The organism is Globicatella sulfidifaciens DSM 15739, from assembly GCF_900167405.1.
GTDB classification, from domain to species: domain Bacteria; phylum Bacillota; class Bacilli; order Lactobacillales; family Aerococcaceae; genus Globicatella; species Globicatella sulfidifaciens.
This window is the reverse complement of the sequence record NZ_FUWO01000002.1, coordinates 149,847-168,451: the sequence shown is the minus strand read 5'-3', so window position 1 is coordinate 168,451 and position 18,605 is coordinate 149,847. Positions and strand designations below refer to the sequence as shown.

18 protein-coding genes are annotated in these 18,605 nt (G+C 37.3%); 2 read left to right on the top strand and 16 right to left on the bottom strand.

Annotation, left to right across the window (positions count from 1 at the left end; genetic code table 11):
- Nucleotides 1-60: 60 nt before the first annotated feature.
- The 8 genes from B5D12_RS01870 to B5D12_RS01835 all read right to left on the bottom strand — a co-directional run bounded on the left by B5D12_RS01870 (nucleotide 61) and on the right by B5D12_RS01835 (nucleotide 7,024).
- Nucleotides 61-393 (bottom strand): OadG family transporter subunit, encoded by a 333-nt coding sequence (locus B5D12_RS01870; RefSeq protein ID WP_159443826.1) that lies wholly within the window; start codon nucleotides 391-393, stop codon nucleotides 61-63.
- A 14-nt stretch (nucleotides 394-407) separates the two neighbouring features.
- Nucleotides 408-1,793, bottom strand: coding sequence for an oxaloacetate decarboxylase subunit alpha (locus B5D12_RS01865; RefSeq protein ID WP_078755229.1), 1,386 nt, complete (start codon nucleotides 1,791-1,793; stop codon nucleotides 408-410).
- 181 nt (nucleotides 1,794-1,974) lie between these two features.
- Entirely contained in the window at nucleotides 1,975-3,267 is a 1,293-nt protein-coding gene (locus B5D12_RS01860) for a 2-hydroxycarboxylate transporter family protein (RefSeq protein WP_078755228.1), read from the bottom strand.
- A gap of 27 nt (nucleotides 3,268-3,294) precedes the next feature.
- Nucleotides 3,295-3,861, bottom strand: a complete 567-nt coding sequence (citX, locus tag B5D12_RS01855) for a citrate lyase holo-[acyl-carrier protein] synthase (RefSeq protein ID WP_159443825.1) — start codon at nucleotides 3,859-3,861, stop codon at nucleotides 3,295-3,297.
- Nucleotides 3,836-5,371 (bottom strand): citrate lyase subunit alpha, encoded by a 1,536-nt coding sequence (gene citF, locus B5D12_RS01850; protein ID WP_078755226.1) that lies wholly within the window; start codon nucleotides 5,369-5,371, stop codon nucleotides 3,836-3,838. Before citF ends, citX begins: the two co-directional genes overlap by 26 nt.
- A 1-nt stretch (nucleotide 5,372) precedes the next feature.
- Nucleotides 5,373-6,260, bottom strand: coding sequence for a citrate (pro-3S)-lyase subunit beta (citE, locus tag B5D12_RS01845; RefSeq protein WP_071408170.1), 888 nt, complete (start codon nucleotides 6,258-6,260; stop codon nucleotides 5,373-5,375).
- Complete coding sequence (citD, locus tag B5D12_RS01840) at nucleotides 6,248-6,556, bottom strand: citrate lyase acyl carrier protein (protein WP_071408169.1); 309 nt, start codon at nucleotides 6,554-6,556, stop codon at nucleotides 6,248-6,250. Before citD ends, citE begins: the two co-directional genes overlap by 13 nt.
- A 180-nt stretch (nucleotides 6,557-6,736) precedes the next feature.
- Nucleotides 6,737-7,024 (bottom strand): GNAT family N-acetyltransferase, encoded by a 288-nt coding sequence (locus B5D12_RS01835; RefSeq protein ID WP_078755225.1) that lies wholly within the window; start codon nucleotides 7,022-7,024, stop codon nucleotides 6,737-6,739.
- Nucleotides 7,025-7,540: 516 nt separating this feature from the next.
- Between B5D12_RS01835 and B5D12_RS01830 the strand changes: the two genes are divergently transcribed.
- Nucleotides 7,541-8,794 (top strand): IS110 family RNA-guided transposase, encoded by a 1,254-nt coding sequence (locus B5D12_RS01830; protein WP_078755224.1) that lies wholly within the window; start codon nucleotides 7,541-7,543, stop codon nucleotides 8,792-8,794.
- 441 nt (nucleotides 8,795-9,235) lie between these two features.
- Here the strand turns inward: B5D12_RS01830 and tnpC are convergent, their stop codons facing one another.
- From tnpC to B5D12_RS01800, 6 genes are all read right to left on the bottom strand, one after another.
- Entirely contained in the window at nucleotides 9,236-10,594 is a 1,359-nt protein-coding gene (gene tnpC / locus B5D12_RS01825) for an IS66 family transposase (RefSeq protein ID WP_078755223.1), read from the bottom strand.
- Entirely contained in the window at nucleotides 10,545-10,760 is a 216-nt protein-coding gene (locus B5D12_RS01820; protein WP_078755222.1) for an IS66 family transposase, read from the bottom strand. Before B5D12_RS01820 ends, tnpC begins: the two co-directional genes overlap by 50 nt.
- A 55-nt stretch (nucleotides 10,761-10,815) precedes the next feature.
- Nucleotides 10,816-11,160, bottom strand: coding sequence for an IS66 family insertion sequence element accessory protein TnpB (gene tnpB / locus B5D12_RS01815; RefSeq protein WP_234982891.1), 345 nt, complete (start codon nucleotides 11,158-11,160; stop codon nucleotides 10,816-10,818).
- Nucleotides 11,161-11,390: 230 nt separating this feature from the next.
- The gene (gene lysS, locus B5D12_RS01810; protein WP_078755221.1) at nucleotides 11,391-12,896 is read right to left on the bottom strand and encodes a lysine--tRNA ligase; all 1,506 of its coding nucleotides are present in this window, start codon (nucleotides 12,894-12,896) and stop codon (nucleotides 11,391-11,393) included.
- Between the two features lie 222 nt (nucleotides 12,897-13,118).
- Complete coding sequence (locus B5D12_RS01805) at nucleotides 13,119-14,324, bottom strand: YcjF family protein (RefSeq protein ID WP_078755220.1); 1,206 nt, start codon at nucleotides 14,322-14,324, stop codon at nucleotides 13,119-13,121.
- 11 nt (nucleotides 14,325-14,335) lie between these two features.
- Nucleotides 14,336-15,025 (bottom strand): zinc metallopeptidase, encoded by a 690-nt coding sequence (locus tag B5D12_RS01800; protein WP_078755219.1) that lies wholly within the window; start codon nucleotides 15,023-15,025, stop codon nucleotides 14,336-14,338.
- Nucleotides 15,026-15,188: 163 nt separating this feature from the next.
- On the opposite strand from B5D12_RS01800, the gene B5D12_RS01795 reads away from it, so the two are divergent.
- Nucleotides 15,189-16,073: a LysR family transcriptional regulator gene (locus B5D12_RS01795; protein WP_078755218.1), complete on the top strand. Its 885-nt coding sequence runs from the start codon at nucleotides 15,189-15,191 to the stop codon at nucleotides 16,071-16,073.
- Nucleotides 16,074-16,440: 367 nt separating this feature from the next.
- On the opposite strand, the gene B5D12_RS01790 is transcribed toward B5D12_RS01795, so the two are convergent.
- Together B5D12_RS01790 and B5D12_RS01785 are read right to left on the bottom strand one after the other, a co-directional pair.
- Complete coding sequence (locus B5D12_RS01790) at nucleotides 16,441-17,490, bottom strand: PTS sugar transporter subunit IIC (RefSeq protein WP_200802980.1); 1,050 nt, start codon at nucleotides 17,488-17,490, stop codon at nucleotides 16,441-16,443.
- A gap of 43 nt (nucleotides 17,491-17,533) precedes the next feature.
- Nucleotides 17,534-18,529, bottom strand: coding sequence for a D-2-hydroxyacid dehydrogenase (locus B5D12_RS01785; protein ID WP_078755216.1), 996 nt, complete (start codon nucleotides 18,527-18,529; stop codon nucleotides 17,534-17,536).
- Nucleotides 18,530-18,605: the final 76 nt, after the last annotated feature.

Here is an 18,605-nt window from a genome sequence, read left to right as displayed (position 1 = left end):
TTCATCCTTTCTGGATTGTTTATTTTTCTTTTAAAGAGGCATCCTCATTCATAACGATTGCTATTTTTTTATTACCGAAACTACTTCAAAACGCTTATTTGGTTCATCTTCGCTCGCATGAGCTAATGCCGTTAACACCGCTACTCTTGCTAATTTATCTTCTTCAAACAAGGTCTTTTTTGACAATGTATTTGAACTTTCTGATGGATAGAGTTGCGATGGGGCGCTTTCATTTGCTCCTTCTGTTTGTCGTAGCACTGCTTGTACTTGCTCGTATTTTTCTACTAATTTACTCACATACTGTATACAAAACATGATTAAAATAAGTGTAAAGGCCACCATTAATATGGCAGAAAAAGTTAAATTTATTCCATCAATGATTGTAAATTCCATCTGCTTCATCCTTTCTAAATATAGGCTGTGACTTTCACCACAGATTCTTCAGGTTGATTACGCTTCATTAAAAAGTTTTTCCCAACCTCTGGAAACAGAGCATAAATTAAGACATCTTCTTCACTTTTAGCTAAGTCACCTATCTCTAACGTTAGCTTTTCAAATTCAGCTTCTAAATCATCCGCTGGTCGGTAATCAATGACCTTTTCGTCGCCCATAATACCACGGCGGAATGTTTCGTCAATGGCTACTGGTGATTTACCATATTTTCCTACTAAATAACTTCGAACTTCATTTGAAACCATCTTATACCGTTCACCCGTCGCAATATTCATTGTCGCTTGTGTCCCCACCATTTGACTAAGCGGCGTTACTAAAGGAGGATAACCTAAGTCTTGGCGCACTCGAGGAACTTCCGCTAACACCTCATCATACTTTTCAGCCAAACCTGCTTGTTTCAATTGAGAACTTAAATTCGACAACATCCCTCCGGGTACTTGGTAAATTAAAGCACGGGGATCGGCGGTTAACATTTTCGGATTGATTAATCCTTCTGCTAAATACTTATCACGCATTTTTCTAAAATGATCAGCAATTAAATCCAGCTTCGTATGATCTATCGTCGTTTCATACCCTAATTCTTCTAATGCAATAACAAGCGACTCGGTTGCCGGTTGACTCGTTCCTTCACTCAGTGGTGAAATAGCAGTGTCAATTCGATCAGCACCGGCTTCAACCACTTTCAAGAGCGTCATTTGTGAAACTCCACTCGTCGCATGGGTATGCACAATTAACGGAATAGTGACAACCTCCTTGATGGCTTTTACTAATGAATAGCCTCGTTCAGGTGTTAAAATTCCTGCCATATCTTTAATACAAAGCGAATCCGCACCCATGGCCTCAATTTCTTTTGCTAGTCCAACATAATACTCATCGGTATGAACGGGACTTGTTGTAAAGGCGATGGCAACCTGAGCTTCCTTCCCAGCCTTTTTAACTGCAGCAACGGATTGTTTCGTGTTGCGCATATCGTTTAGTGCATCAAATATTCTGAAAATGTCAATCCCATTGGCTGCGGCTTTCTCGACAAATTTATCGACCACATCATCCGCATAATGACGATAACCTAATAAATTTTGCCCGCGCAATAGCATTTGCAACGGCGTATTAGGAGCTAATGCTTTGATATTTCTTAAACGTTCCCAAGGGTCTTCATTTAAGAAGCGAATACATGCGTCAAAGGTCGCGCCGCCCCAACATTCTAATGAAGCATATCCAGCTTGATCGAGTACCGGCAAAATGTCTTTCATGTCTTCAAAAGGCATGCGGGTCGCCAATAAGCTTTGATGCGCATCTCTTAGAACGGTTTCAGTGATGCCAACTAAATGCTTTTCCGTCATAATATTACCACTCTCCTTAATTTATCTGTTAATCACATTATATCAAATTACATTTGTACATTCATGCTCAATATAAATTATTTTATCTTTTTGTCAATTCTAGTATTTATAAAGAAAGACGTGAGCACTCGATAAGAGTCAAGTGCTACGTCTAATCAAAGCTGTTTAAAAGATGCTAATCTTATAGGAAAAATCCGAATAAAATTGATGCTATGACCAATACCATTCCTCCACCTAAACGTGAAGATAATTGAGCATAAGAAATTAAGCCCATACGGTCAGCTGCCCCTAAAACGGCCAAGTCTCCTGATCCTCCACGGTTAGCCATACATAGTCCAGCTGTAACAGCTGAATCGATTGGATAGAAGCCTACCATCCAACCAACAAGCGCTGATCCTAAAATCGCACCGATAACAATTGCTGCTGCAATAATAACATTACCTAAAGTTATAGCTGCCCACAGTTCATTTAAATCTGTTGAAACTCCGACCCCTACCATAATAACTAATACTAAGTTTTTAGAGAAAAATGACTGAACTTCTTTAGCAGCCATACGTAAACTACCAGGTATTAAATCAAATGCATTCGCTACTGATACTAAAATAATCATAAAAGCAAATGCATGAATCGGGATTGAAGGTAATATATAATTTTCCCACAATTGAGACAAAATACGACCTGCTTGATAGAAAGTTAAGGCCATTAAAATAGCTCCGGCATAATCTTTGATTGAAATTTCATAACTTTCTTTATCACTTTTGATTTCATCAGCATTACGAATCAATGTATTACCATCACCCGTTAAATTTGTTGATTTTTTCCCAATATTATTTAAAATACCACCTGAAATAATTGCAAAAATATTAGCAATCGTTAAGATAGCAATCGCAAAACCATAATAATTAGCTGCTGTATCACCAGTAACCCGTTCATAGATTTGTGATAATGGTACTGCACCAGCACCATTACCCCCTCCCATAACTGGTAGAACATATTTGATAATAGTGTCCGTTGGGCTTACTCCAAATAATAACCCTGCTAAAACACCTAGAATTCCTGCACCGACAAGTCCACCTAATATGGCTGGAACATATCCTGAGAAGGATTTTAACATTAAGTCACGATTTAGGCCTAAAATGGATCCTGTAATTAGGGCTATGATGAAAAAGTTTAGCACTCCCATTGGTTTGGATGTAACTTGATCCATTAATTCGACATATTCTGTAGGTATTACATTAAACTGAACTAAAAAGGCAGTTCCTAGGAAAGCTAAAACAAGCCCTCCCCCAACATATGAATTCCAGATTGGGATTCGCTCACCAATTTCATTAAAGATAATACCAATAACCATCATAATTGCGATACCGCCAGCTAGGTCCTTAGATAATACGCCTGTATACATCGCAAGAATCACTAACAAAGCTAAAACGATAAACAACTTAATGTTTAAACCAAAGAACTTTAAGTTTTTCATAATGCACCTCTATAAATTTTTTTATTTTTAATTACTATTCTCTTCTAGATATTTTAAGACCTTCTTACTAATGTAAAGTCGAATATCATCTAAAGAATGGGAACGGCTCCGTCCACATTCTTTAGCAATATTATCGCAAAGAAAACATTTTCGTGGTGGATAACCAATCTCAGTTCGACTTATTTGAAATATATTTTCTTTGTTTTTATAATGAACATCTAAATCTAATAATCGACCTAATTGACTTTCTTCCTCGTATTTAATCAATCTTTTCTTAAGTAATACCGGATTGATTGATAATAGTATATACGCTTCATTTCCAGCTTTGTTACTTACGAAACGAGTTAGAATCGTTTCTTTTGAAAATTTACTCTTCAAATTATTTAGTTCGCATTCAAAAACTCTTTTTAATATTTTTGAGTTTTTTATCTCGCCTGGAATATTCATTGTGATAGATAAAAGTGTTCCTTGGGGAGCTTTTAAAAAAATATTTCTTTGCAATTCTTGTCGTTCTTCCCTAGCGTGTAACATTTCAAGTAATGTTACACTTTCTCCATCAAAGACTTGATTATTTGACATTGCGAACGGTGTCAATAACTGTGCCATCTCGATATTCAACAACTGCAACAACTTTGTCCCCATACTCAATTGGGTCTGGTGTTCCAACTACGGAATAAGCTTTTTCTTTTAATTCTTCTATTGTAAAAATTGGAACTTTAATATCTTTAAAGTATTCAATTAAATCAGAACGATTAGGATTAATAGCAATACCAACTTCAGTTACCACCACATCCACTGAAGTTCCAGGTGTGATGATAGTATTAACTTTTTCTACAAATGTTGGTATACGTCCGCGAATCAATGGAGATATTACCATACTCATTTTAGATGCGAATGCTGTATCAGAATGCCCACCAGAAGCACCTCTTATGACACCATCAGATCCTGTTAACACGTTGACATTGTAGTCTGTATCTACTTCTAATGCTGACAAAATACAAACATCTAACATATTGATTACTGCACCTTTATTAAACGGCGAAGCATATAAATCTGCATCAATTTCATAATGGTTTGCATTCCGTCCTAATGACTGACCTGAAGGTTGGTCGAAATCTTGTACATCTAAGATTTTATCTACTAAACCTTCTTCTAATAACTCAACCATTGCATTGGTGATACCACCTAATGCAAAAGAGGCTTTTATATTGTCTTTAATCATTTGTTCTCTTAAGAAGCGAGTTACGGCTAACGACGCCCCACCTGTTCCTGTTTGGAAAGAGAAACCTTCTTTATAGTATGGAGAACTTGTTATAACTTTAGCTGCGTATTCAGCAATTAACAATTCTTTAGGATTTTTTGTAAATCGTGTCGCCCCCTTTGCTATACCTGTTGGATCTCCAATTTGATCAACAACAACAACATAATCAACATTTTTTTGTGGTATGCTGATAGGCGTATTAGGATAAGGTTTTAAGTTGTCTGTTATAACAACAACTTTATCGGCATACTCAGCATCAACTTTTGCATACCCTAATGATCCACAAGCTGCTGAACCAGAAGTCCCATTCGCATTACCATATTCGTCTGAACTTGGAGCACCTAAAAATGCCACATCAATATGAATTTTCCCTGTTACAATAGCTCCAGCACGTCCACCATGTGAACGAATAGTTACCGGATTTTCCATGATTCCCTCTGAAATCGCTGCACCTACTTTGTCGCGTAATCCCGAAGAAGTTATGTTAGTAACAACACCATTTTTTATATGTTCAATTAGTGGTTCATGGATATTAGAAATTGACGATGGTGCAATAGAAATGTTTTTAATTCCCATTGCTGCAATTTCTTCCATAACCATGTTAAGAACAAAGTCACCTTCTCTTAAATGGTGATGAAAAGAAATCGTCATTCCATCTTTTAAACCTGTTTTTTCAATCGCTTCACGGATGCTCGATAATAATTTTTTATTGCCCGGTGTTACGGGTGTGACATTCGCTTGGGTACGATTAAAATTTTTAATATTAGTTGTTTCACCTTCAAATACGCCGTGAGTGTTTGCTAATTCCGAAGGAATTTCACGTCCAACTTTATTAACTACCATCTTAGTATTCTCCTTCCTCGATAATACCAGCTGCTTTAGCGAGTGCTAATACACGTTCAGCACGCTCAACGATCGGTTTATCCACCATTTTTCCGTTAACTGAAATAACTCCCGACCCCTTAGCTTCTGCTTCACGTATTCCTGCCACAACAGCTAAAGCATTGTTTATTTCTTTTTCTGTTGGTGTATATATTTCATTAACTAATGGTATTTGTCTCGGGTTAATGACTGATTTACCATCAAATCCTAACTGTTTAATTAATGATACTTCCGCTTTAAACCCTTCGGTGTTGTCAACATCTGAATAAACAGTATCGATAGCAGCAATACCAGCAGCTCGTGCTGCATGTAAGATCATATTTCGAGCAAATGAAAGTTCAGTTCCATCAGGATAGCGTCTGGTTTTCATGTTTGTCACATAGTCTTCTGCTCCCAATGCAATCCCAATTAAACGCTCACTTGAATTAGCGATTTCTCTTGCGTTAAGTACACCTTCTGCAGATTCAATTGCCGCCATCATTTTCGTGGTACCAACCTCAATGTCATTTTCTCGCTCAACTTTTTCAATTACTGCTTCTACATCAATGATATCCTGAGCATTTTCTGTTTTTGGTAATCGTATAACATTTACTCCTGCCAAGACTACGGCTTCAACATCAAGATCGCCACCATCTTCTAAGGCATTAATACGAACTACAGTTTCAACATTCGAATAGTCAAATGTCTTTAAAGCAAAATGTACTAAGGCTCTAGCTGAATCTTTTTCTTTTAATGAAACAGAATCTTCTAAATCAAACATCACTGAGTCTGCACCATAGATTGCAGCATCACGTAACATTGCAACATTTGATCCAGGGACAAACATCATAGTTCTTCTTAAACGTTCCATGAGTCAATCTCCTTCCAGTCATAATCAGTTACTCCGAGTGCACGGTTAACTGCAATAATTGTTCTAGCTTGAACAGTACAATCTAAAGCACCTTTATCAACAGCTTCCACTAAAACAGAATCAATCTTTAAGTTGGAAAGCGTTTTCTCAATCACTTCTCGTATTCTCGCGCCGAACTGTTTTTCTACACTCGAACTTAAATTAATACTGACCTCTTCCTCAGTATTTGGGCTTACAGTAATCATGATATCACTTGATTCAAGTGTACCAGCTACTGCCGTTTTGGTAATTTTCATTTCTACACTCCTCTATTAAAAAAATTAATAAACATGCCTATATATTTATTATAACCGTTTACATTTCTTATAAAAAGAGTTTAATTGTTTTTTTTGTGTTCTTTCGATTTATATTCACTTTTTAACTGTTATAAGTGTTTATATTTTGTCGCATTTTATTTTACAATCTTGCAAAGGAATTTATTGTTTATCCGCATTAATCCAGTCGTATTTATCAGCTTCCTTTTCGAATTTAGCGACAACGTAGCTACATTGAGCTTTAATTTTCTTACTCTCTTTAGCCATTTCGGATACTAAATGGTCTAATAATTTTTCTGCCACTCCTTGTCCTCTAAGGACTGGACTTACATAAGTGTGATCTGCAATAACAATGGCTGGATTTGCAGTCGGTTGAAAAGTGATTTCTGCAATAACCTCACCTTGTTCATTGCGTTTAACGTAGCCATTTTCAATTTTTTCAAATTTCATAAACTTCACCTCTCGTAATATATATTTAGAAGGTCATTTCACACCCTTCTGATCGTCTCTGTTTCTCTTGATTTACCGAACATTATGTCATGGATAAGGGGCTATCCGTTGTCAGACTGGACGATTTCGAAGAAATCGAACAGGATGACAATGGCAAGCAAGCGAAGCGCGCTAGCTAAGCCTCATTTCAATGCATAAAATGTTCAATTGTCCCTTTATATTGCTTGGTTACTGTGAGATATTGTAGGATAATAAGTCTTGGAAAGGGACTTACGGGAATATGCTGTTCACCCCTTGTGGCTTTATCTACTTCTTAAGTCTGTAACCCGGACCATTGATGTCACAACCAACACACTAGCTGTTTCCACCCTGGTTCACACCCGCTAGTAGGCGAGTGGCAGCTTGAATCAGCGTGATAAGTATTCTATTAAGCGAGGCTGTTATAGGCAATGGTATCCTGGGATATCCCACAGTAACCAAGCAATTTCCAAATATAATCGAAAGGAGGTCCCTCACATGAACTTATATGTCGGTTTAGATGTTAGTCTAGCTAAGCTAGATGTCTGTTGCTTAACGGATGATGAACAATTTTCTGTTTTGTTAGAACGTTCTTTTAAAAATGATCACGACGGTGCCACTGAACTGAAAGAATGGATTCTTCAAGCCTATCAGGACTATCACTTTGATCGAATCGTCATCGGCATGGAATCCACATCAGCTTATAGCTTTCATCCCGGTTACTTCTTCAAAGAAGACCCGGAGCTGAGTGAGCTGAATGTGGTAGTCACAATTGAAGAACCAAGCAAAATCAAGAAATATCGTGAAGTTTTCTCCGAAAATAAAAACGATGCTTTAGATGCTTTCTATATTGCTGATTACTTGCGAATCCAAAGGTTTAATCCCTCTTTCTTAAAGGAAGACCAATACATCGCCTTACAGCACCTTACACGGTCTCGCTATCAATTAATCAAGCAACTAACCACAGTCAAGCAACACTTCCTAGAAAATCTTTACTATAAGTGTAATACGCTTTCGATGAATCTTAAGGAAGATGGGCATTCCACGACTGCCCTCAGTGCTACCGTCATCTCACTCATGACCGAAGACTATTCTCTAGATGACCTGGCCAATATGCCTTTAGAAGAACTTGGGCAATTAATTCAAAAACTCGGACGGGGACGCTTCAAAGCACCCGAAAATTTAGCTAAAACTATCCAAAAAGCCATTCGTTCTAGTTATCGCCTCTTTAAGGTCCATGCCCAATCCATTGATATCGTGCTGGCTGTCTTAGTCCGTGAGATTCGATCACTTGAAAAAGCAATCAAAGAGCTCGACAAAGGGATTGAAGATATTGTTCAAACCCTACCAGAATATCAGTGCTTAACTTCTATTCCTGGTATTGGTCCGGTCTATGCTGCTGGAATCATCGCTGAAATCGGACAGATTGAACGCTTTGATTCTCAAGCAAAAATTGCCAAGTATGCCGGGCTATCCTGGAAGGAAAATCAGTCGGGAAAACGTTCGTCCCAAAACACACCGATGATTCATCGGGGCAATCGGTTCTTGCGTTATTACCTAGTTGAAGCTGCCAACTCTGTTAAACGTTATTTACCTGAATATGCCCAGTTCTATCATAAGAAATTCCAAGAAGTACCTAAACATCAGCACAAACGTGCCCTCGTCTTAACCGCAAGAAAATTAGTGCGTCTGGTGGATGTGCTACTACGCAATCACCAACTCTATACGCCACCGGAGGTGTTGCATAGATAAAAGACGAACAAAATAAAATCAATTCTTAATAAAGTTCGTGAAAAAACGCGATTTCACGAGTGTTTATTTAGTGCGCCCTAAAACACTTAAATGATTAAAAGCCAAGTCTAAAATAATTTATTTTTCTCTTGACTTATTACCACTAGACTTTGAAAGTAATATAACACAACCTACTATCTAATGTCATTTAAAATAAAATATTGGCTCTACGCTATTCAAGTGCTTCAAGAAAAGGGCAACTATTGTGGTCACTTCAATTGGCGTTGGAGGCTTGGATCGGTAAATATTATTTAGTATCATTAGATGAAATTCCCGTCGTCAGCGCTAACAATTGTATTTACCGCTGAAGATACATTGTAAGCGTCCTATATCACAGTATCTTGATACATAAAAAATCCACTTCCAATTTTTTTAATCAAAGACGGAAGTGGATTTACTTTTTTATTGGATACTTAACTGACAATGACGTTGGACTAATTCACTCCATGGCAAATAAGCCTCTAAGACCTCATTTTTTTCAAAAACAGGTTCGTTCGGTAAGTGGGTCAGTAAATAATTTATATATTTTTCTGAATCAAGCCCATGTCGTTTCGCTGTTTCAACCATTGTTAGAATGACAGCGTTCATTTGAGCCCCTTCAAAGCTCTTGGAGAACAACCAGTTCTTTCGACCAATCACCAAGTTCTTTATCGCTCGCTCCGCTAAGTTATTGGATAAGACTAAATGACCATCTTCCAATACTGTTTTAAAAGTATTTTCATAATTTAATGCATATTGGATGGCTTTACCGAGTTTGAACCCTGGCAATACTTCTTGGGTGCGACACCAATCGAAGAAAGCTTCCATAACAGGGCGTAACTCAGACTGCCGTTTGACAAGTCGTTCTTCTGGTGTGAGTTCTGCCCATGCTTCTTCTAAGCGGAATAGCTGATTACAATAGTCTAAACCAACTGCTCCCAAACTCTCTTTCGACTGCTTGGGTGTCGCTTCGTAGAATTTTCGTCGCACATGGGCCCAACAGCCGACTAATTTCGCATTCTCGAGTTGACGATAAGCCGCATGCATATCACAATGAACATACCCCGAGTAGTCGCCTAAGAGTTCTTTTATCACCTGTCCACTCCGCTTAGCATCATGTTGGTAGAGTGTGATACCTCTTTCTGCGTCTTTACCAGAAGCAACGACCCAATAATAAGTTTGATTCGTTTTACTCTCTAATACTCGATACGGTGTTTCATCCGCATGTAGATGCGTTTGCGATAACAGCTCTTGTGTCAACCGACGATAAAGTGGTAGAAAGTATTGTTCACTCACTTTCATCTGCCAGTGAGTCAATTCTTTTCGGGTGATGGGAAGGGATAGCTTAACCCAATCTGCTTCTTGTCGATAATTAGGGACTTTTAAATTGTATTTTAGATGAATGGAATGCGCAATAATCGAAGCGGAGCCTAAACTATGGTTCAAGGGAGCCTTTGGTACCGTGGATTTAATAATGACATCTTGATCCTTCAATTGACTACAATGCTCGCATTTATAGGCATGTTGAATATGGTCCACCCGTTTTATTTGCGCAGGGATAAAGACTATTTCCTGACGATAACAGTGAGAACCGATTTCTTTTAAATGATGTTGACAATCTGGGCAGTGGCAAGCTTCCCCTTCAAGAGCATAATGCTTTTCTTCAACAGGAAATTGATCGAGTGTGAGTTGGCGTTTTCCGGACGATTTCTTTCGTGTATATTGTATCGTTTCAATCTCGCCTGGGAGAGTCCGGCATTTGTTTTGCCGGTTCATTTTCATCTTGGAAGAGAGAGAGTTGGCCATCAGGAACGATGAACTTCTCCGATTTTTTCCCATAGAGCAGTTTTAATAAATAAGCATTTTGTTCACGGAGTAAAGCAATTTCATTATTGAGTGTTTCGATTAAATTTAATAGTGATTCGCCTTTTTGTTCTAAATTGTTCATATGCCTTACTCCGTTCATTAGTATAGGTATAGTATAAAACAGGAGAGAGAGACTATCAATAGAAAGTTCGCTGATTTGCCACCTTAATTTTAGGTTCAATCGAAAACCCTTGAAGTAGCCAGTTCACTTGAGTTTCATTTAATTTTATTATGTCATCATTATGAGAAGGCCAAGTTAAACGGCCATTTTCGAAACGTTTATAGAATAGCCAAAACCCTTGACCATCCCAATAAAGAATCTTAAACCGATCTTTTTTTGTCCCACAGAATAGAAAAAGTTTTTGTGAAAAAGGATCTAGTTGATACTTTTCTCTCACGAGTGATGCAAGGGAATCAATTCCTTGGCGCATATCGGTTTTTCCTGAGATTAGATAAACTTGACCTAATTGATTGATATTCATTTTCAAGATAACACCCCTAAAATAGTTTGATTATCACTATTTTAGGGGTATTATCCGATTATTGATAGATACTCTGTTATGGGACGCTTACGATACATTAAGTTGTTTAAACATTATCATATGGTTATTAATAAGAAACCATAAATCAAAGTATAATCAACAAAAAATCGCTCTGTAATATTCAGTTACGTGAACGCTACAGAGCGATTATTTATAATCATTTAGATTTTTTAGTTATTTCTCAATGTTGGGAATAATAATACATCACGAATCGATTGTGAATCAGTTAATAACATGATTAAACGGTCAATCCCAATTCCTAATCCTCCGGTTGGTGGCATACCATATTCTAATGCTTCTAAGAAATCTTCATCCACTGGATGAGCTTCGTCGTTTCCAGCATTTTTTTCCGCCATTTGCGCTTCAAAACGTTCACGTTGATCGATTGGGTCCGTTAACTCCGTAAAGGCATTGGCATACTCTTTTCCAACGATAAATAGCTCAAAACGATCGGTGAAACGAGGATCTGCTTCATTTTTTCGTGCTAATGGTGAAATTTCTACCGGATGTCCATAGACAAAGGTTGGTTGAATACATTTTTCTTCACAGTGAGTTTCAAAGAAATTATTAATAATATGTCCTACTGTTAAATCATGTGGGTTGACTTCAACTTGATGTTCTTTTGCCAAAGCTTTGGCTTCTTCAAAAGTCATTTCTTGCCAGAAATCCACACCTGTTACTTCTTTAATCATATCAACCATATGACGGCGGGCCCAAGGCTTACCTAATTCAATAGCTTGACCATCATATTCAACGGTAGTTGTCCCTAAAACTTTTTCAGCAACAGATTTAATTAAACCTTCGGTTAAATCCATAATATCGGTATAGACTGTGTAGGCCGTATAAACTTCTAACATGGTGAATTCTGGGTTGTGGGTCGTATCAATACCTTCATTACGGAATACGCGGCCAATTTCATAAACCTTTTCCATACCACCTACTACTAATCGTTTTAAGTGTAATTCTAAGGCAATACGTAAGTATAATTCCATATCTAATGCATTATGATGTGTAATAAACGGTCTAGCACTCGCACCACCGGCTAAATTATGTAATGTTGGTGTTTCAACTTCTAAATATCCCGCATCATCAAGGTAATGACGAATTTCACGTAAAATTTTAGAACGGTTAATAAAACGATTACGGCTCTCATCATTACTAATTAAATCTAAGTAACGTTGACGGTAGCGCTGTTCTACATTGGTTAAACCATGGAATTTGTCCGGTAATGGACGTAATGCTTTAGTTAGCGGGACAAATTCAGTTGCATGAACGGATACTTCTCCGGTATTCGTTTTAAATACATAACCAGTGACTCCTACAATATCTCCTAAGTCTGCCACTTTAAACCAAGGATAAGCGACTTCGCCAACGCCATCTTGACGAACGTATACTTGAATTTTGCCATCCATGTCCAATAAATGAGCAAAACCCGCTTTTCCTTTTCCACGTTTTGAAACCATTCTTCCGGCTACTGAGACCATAATCTTCTCTCCTTCAGCCAAGGTTTCCTTATCTAAATGGTCATAAGCTGAATGAATTTGACTAGAAGTATGCGTCCGCACAAATCCTGAATCAAAGGGATTGACTTCTGTTGCTTCCTCCATATTTACCATTTTCTCACGACGCGCAATGAGTTGGTCGTTTAATGTTTCTTGAATTTCATGTTCACTCACGAATGGTTCACTCCTACATATTATTTATTTCATGTTTTTAAAAATTTACACATATAGATACATTTTAACGGAATTTTGACTAAATGTCACACCTTTTATAAATGAAAGGCTTTTCTAGTAAGAGTTAGCCCTTTATTAGACAAAAAAAGATTCTTAGCTTCATGGAACGCACTCATCATGAGTTAATTAAGTCCATTTTGCTGAGAATCCTTTCTCATTATTTTAATAATCTTCAACAAAGAAACTTCTGGTCCACAGTGGTAATTGATTCTTAACGGAATCGGGCAACATTTTTGAAACTTCTTTTAATTGCTCATTAAAATTTGCTCCCATTAATTTTGAAATTTCATTTAAGCCCATATCGTAACCAAGCATTTCAGCTCTGGCTATTTGCTTAAGTACTTCAATATAACTATAGGCTAAAGCAATAGTTAAGCTACTAGCAGTCATCCCACTAATCACTCCGCCGGTAATCGTGCCTACTCCAGGAATAAACTTTAACAAATTACCAGCCAAATATTTACCTATGGCCGTGGCACCACCCGTACCGCCTACACCGGCTAACATACTTATAATTTGTGATTTTTCTAATGATAAACCAAAAATGGCTGTTATATGACCTAACATCGTAATTTGCATTGGCACCAGAATGGCTGCATCCGATACCGGTATTGGTGTAAAGCCTACACCAAAAGAAGTCTTAATATAACGCTTAGCCCAACGTCTCGCATCTTCGACTTTACGATCAATATCGATTTGTTGGGCGTTGATAAAAGCCTGATGTACCTTTGATGGAATTATTTTTAATGTGATATCAATCAAGTCTTGTAAACCATGTGCAGGTATTTTTTGATGTGATGAGACCGCATATTCTTTGGCTAATACCGGCACAACGCCCTCGATTGGTAAAGCTAACTCTTTTAAATACTCGATAAATTCGTTTGATTCTTGGCCAATCGATTGGGTCACGACTAAAACAACTGGTAATTCACTCGCTAAGGCTCGAATTATTTCGACTTCCATTGCTTCAATACGTGACATATTAGCATTCACACAATAATAAGCTAAATGAATTTCCTGATCATGGCCCAATTCTTTTTGGATACTAATTAAATGCGCAAGGCTTTTTAATACCTCTTTTTGCGCCTCTGCCGTTAATTCTAATCCTTTTGTATCATAGAGGGATAACGGGACGCCCTCTTTTGTCAACTTTTCAACGTGCTGGGTTACAGGCATTCCAACCCCTGTCTTAGCGATATTCTCTCTAAAGAGAGCATTAATTAAGGTGCTTTTGCCACTCCCAGTTTTACCTGCCACTAAAATATTAATGGAAGGCATCTTCTTCACTTCATCATTGACTTTCTTAGCTAAGTCATTCGCTAAATTTACATTTACTTTTCCCCGTAAAATACGTTGAAATATACTCATCCAATCTCTCCTTAGTCACGACGACGACTATTTGCGATTAAAATAAAACGTAATAAGGTAAACGCACTGTTTAAAGTGCTAGCAACATAGGTAAAGGCTGCCGCATTCAATACTTTTTTCGCTGCTGGTAATTCCTCTGGCTCAATTAAATGATGTGACTGCATAATCGCTAATGCACGTTTACTTGCATCAAATTCCACCGGTAAAGTAATAATTTGAAACGCTAAAGCTAAACCAAAAGCAATAATCCCAATCCATACTAACGAAAAAATATTTAAGATAAAGCCAGCCATTAATAAAGGCATTGATAAGCTAGACCCAAATTGAGCAATCGGTGCAAATGAACTACGTAATTTTAAGAAACCGTAGCTTTCTGCATCTTGCAGGGCATGCCCACACTCATGAGCCGCTACCGATATGGCGGCAATCGACGTTGATTGATCGGTTGCATCTGATAATCTTAAAACTTTTGATCTTGAATCATAATGATCAGATAAATGGCCCACAACATGTTCGATTGAAACGTCATGTATATTAGACGCCTGTAATAAAGCTTGAGCTGCTTGTCTTCCTGTAATTTGGTTAAGTGACTCTAATTCGTCATATTTTCTAAAGGTACTTGTCACACGTGATTGAGCAAACATTACTAACGCTGCTCCTATTAACACTAAAATCATCGTACTATCGTATCCATAATACATCCATAACACCTCCAAAGAGTTTATTAACGTCATTATATCAATTTTTGAGAATGATTTCATTATATATCAACTTTGCCAATTAAAATCAGACTAAAGTTGGTGATTGTGACTTAAATCGTTTATGTTATACTAATATTAATCAGTTAGGGAAGAGGTTACCTTCATGGATATTAGACAATTAAAATATTTCATTGCGATTGCCGAATCAAAAAATCTTTCTAGAGCGGCCAAAAGTCTCTTTATAACACAACCCACTTTATCACAAACTATCAAAAAACTAGAATCTGAACTCAATACTGTACTGTTTAAGATGACCGATGAAGGGATGATGTTAACTGAAACAGGACAAGTCTTATATGATGATGGGATTAAAATAATCGAAGATTTTGAAAAACTGATTGATAAAGTTTCACAATACAAACAACAGCCTATTGAAAAAATAAAAGTAGGCTTAACGACACTATTCGCCATTCAATTTATGAAACAAATCTCTCATTTTATTGCTACCCATAGTAATGTTGAATTGGCTATCTTTCAAGATGGTTCACGTCAACTACAAAAAATGCTGGTTGATAAGGAAATCGATGTGGGATTATTATCATTCCCCCAACTTTATCCCGAAATTTCAATCGAACCTCTAGCTACTTCTACCCAAGGCTATTGGGTGTCGGTCGTCATTCCTGAAAATAATCCCTTAGCTAACAAAGAGGCGATTCAAATCATCGACTTAAAAGGGCAAAACATTTCTAGCTTGACGCATCATTTCATGTTAGGCGAAATGTTAACACGGAGTTGTCACGCAGCTGGTTTTGACCCTAATATCGTATTTATGCACAACGACTGGGCCGTCTTATTACATAGCTTAAAAGAGCTTAACGCAATTACCATTTTACCTTCTGAATTTCAAGCACTTAGTGACAATAAAGGATTAAAATGGATCCCTTTCGTTGAGAAGAATAACTTCTACCCTATCGGTATCGCTACTCGCAAAGATTTTGTGACTACCTCAGCGATCCAAGAATTTATTGACGCTATCAAATCTAATTAAACAATAAAACACCACTTAAATGGCTTCGCTGCCTTTTAGGTGGTGTTCTTTGTCTACATATAGACCATTTGATTGTTATCTAGGATAACGACCCTTCTATTAAGGTCTTCATGTAAAAATTGATCTCAGTATTATGCCCCTCAGAAATGGAACCTTACTTTCGTCCTGTTATTTACCTTAGCACTGTCAGAGGGGCCCATGGTCATGCATCCTTTTTAGCTCACTTTCGATCCGTTATTTACACTAAATCTCTTAGATTACGATTAATAGTCCAGCAAGTACCGTTTGATACTGCCTTGACTTTTAATAATAAAAATTTTATCAACTCAAAGTAACATCAGTAGCTTTCTGCCTGGACATCCTATCATTATAGATCTAAGCGATAATCTTCTTCAGAGACAATCGGCATTACTTTGGTAAAGACATGTTTAAATACAAATCCCATTGCCACTGGAATCACAATAAACGCTAAAATCGACACTAAAATATTCTTAACATTGCCAAAACCACCTTCAGCTAAGTTTATCGCGTTAATTGGCCCAACTAAACCAGAAAAACCAAAACCAGCGGACATTGGCGTTCCTTGAATATTGAAAATCTGAGCAATCAAACCACAGACGGCTGCATTAGCGATAATTGGAATCATTGTTTTAGGATTTTTCACTACGACCGGCATGGACATTTTGGGTGAGCCAATAAAATGTGCCATACTTGTACCCACACCATTGACATTCCATCCCATAATCGCTAAACCAAAACCACAAGCACAAATACCTAAGTTACCAGCACCAGAACCAATACCTGATAATCCAACAGCTAAAGCGATGCCGACGGTAGTAATAGGAGAAACAATTAAAATCGCAAAAATAATCGCAATCAAAATACTCATTATAATCGGTTGCAGTGTTAATAACGAAGCAACCCCTTGTCCAATTAAGGTTGTAATGCTATTAACATAAGGTAAGATCATTCTTCCAAGACCGCCAACACCGGCTAATAATAATGCCGGAATGACAATAATAGTATAAGATTTTAATTTATCGCCTACTAATAAAATCACCAATGCAGCTAAAGCGGCTGTTAAACCAACATTTATAATATCGCCGGTCCCTTTAATCGTCATCGCCCCATCAGCAAATTGAACGGCACCTGAAGCATACATCGCCGCCAATCCGACTGAAGCCGATTGGATCGGATTAAATTTAAAATTCAAGCCAACCATCATACCACAAACTAATCCTAACATAGAATTAGACATAGCTAAGGCATTTAAAATTGGAGAGCCTGGCATAATCGCCTTAAATAATTCCGATAGTAGCGCCCCTGGAATCAAGACCACTACCGTCCCCAATGCCAATCCATTTAAAATATTCATCGCAAATTTATTTGCTGTCATTTTACTTTCCATCTCGTTCACATTCCTTACTATCTTATTGATGTTTACTGCTTTTGATGATTAATTAATTTACACGATTACGGGTCGTTCCCGTTTCAATGACTTCTAATGTTGCATTTAAGCCACCTTCAACTAAGTTCTTCACGGCTTCATCCGTATAAAAAGCAATGTGTGGTGAATAAATAATCTTTGGATGATTAATAACTTGCAGGAATAACTCATCTTCAATCGTTTGGTCTGTTAAGTTTTTAGGAATCAACGGCCCTTCCTCTTCATAAGTATCCAAACCGGCCCCCATTAAATGACCTTCATCCAATACTTCAATTAAAGCTTTCGTATCAATTAAAGCACCTCGTGCCATATTTAATAAAATCGCATCTTTTTTACATTTTAATAATAATTCTTTATCAAATAAATGATAATTTTCTTCAGTTGCTGGCATGTGTAATGAAATAATATCAGCATCCTTAATGACCTCTTCAATAGAGTCACCATAGGTTAATAAATCAGATAATTGCGAATTTGGATATAAATCATAACCGATAATTTCACAACCAAAACCTTTAAAGAAACGGGCCACTGCCTGACCAATCCGTCCTGTTCCTAATACAGCAACTTTCATGTCCCCCATTAAACGTCCGCGGATTTCAGGTGTCCATGAGAAATTATGTTCATTCACTCTTTCTTGAATTAAATCGTATTTACGAATGATATTTAAAGCCATTGCAACTGTCCATTCAGCAATCGATTCTGGTGAGTAACTTGGTACGTTTGAAATAATAATGTCATTCTCTTTAGCCAAAGCCAAATTATACATGTCTACTCCCGCACTTCGTTGCGCAATTTGCTTAATTCCCATTTGATGTAATTGTGCATATAATGACTCATCTAATTTTCCTACTTGTGATAAAGATAAGCCATCATAACCCTTCACTCGTTCGATTAATTCTGGTGTAAAATTTTCTTCATTTATTGATAATTCAACTTGATGTTCCTTCGCCCAATTCTCAGCTACGGTTCTTTCTTCATCCCGAACACCAAACATAATAATTTTACGCATTATTTATTCCCCCTTTATGTACTATTTTAATCATAAGACTTTGAATAGTAATTCACAATAGCATAATAACACTTCA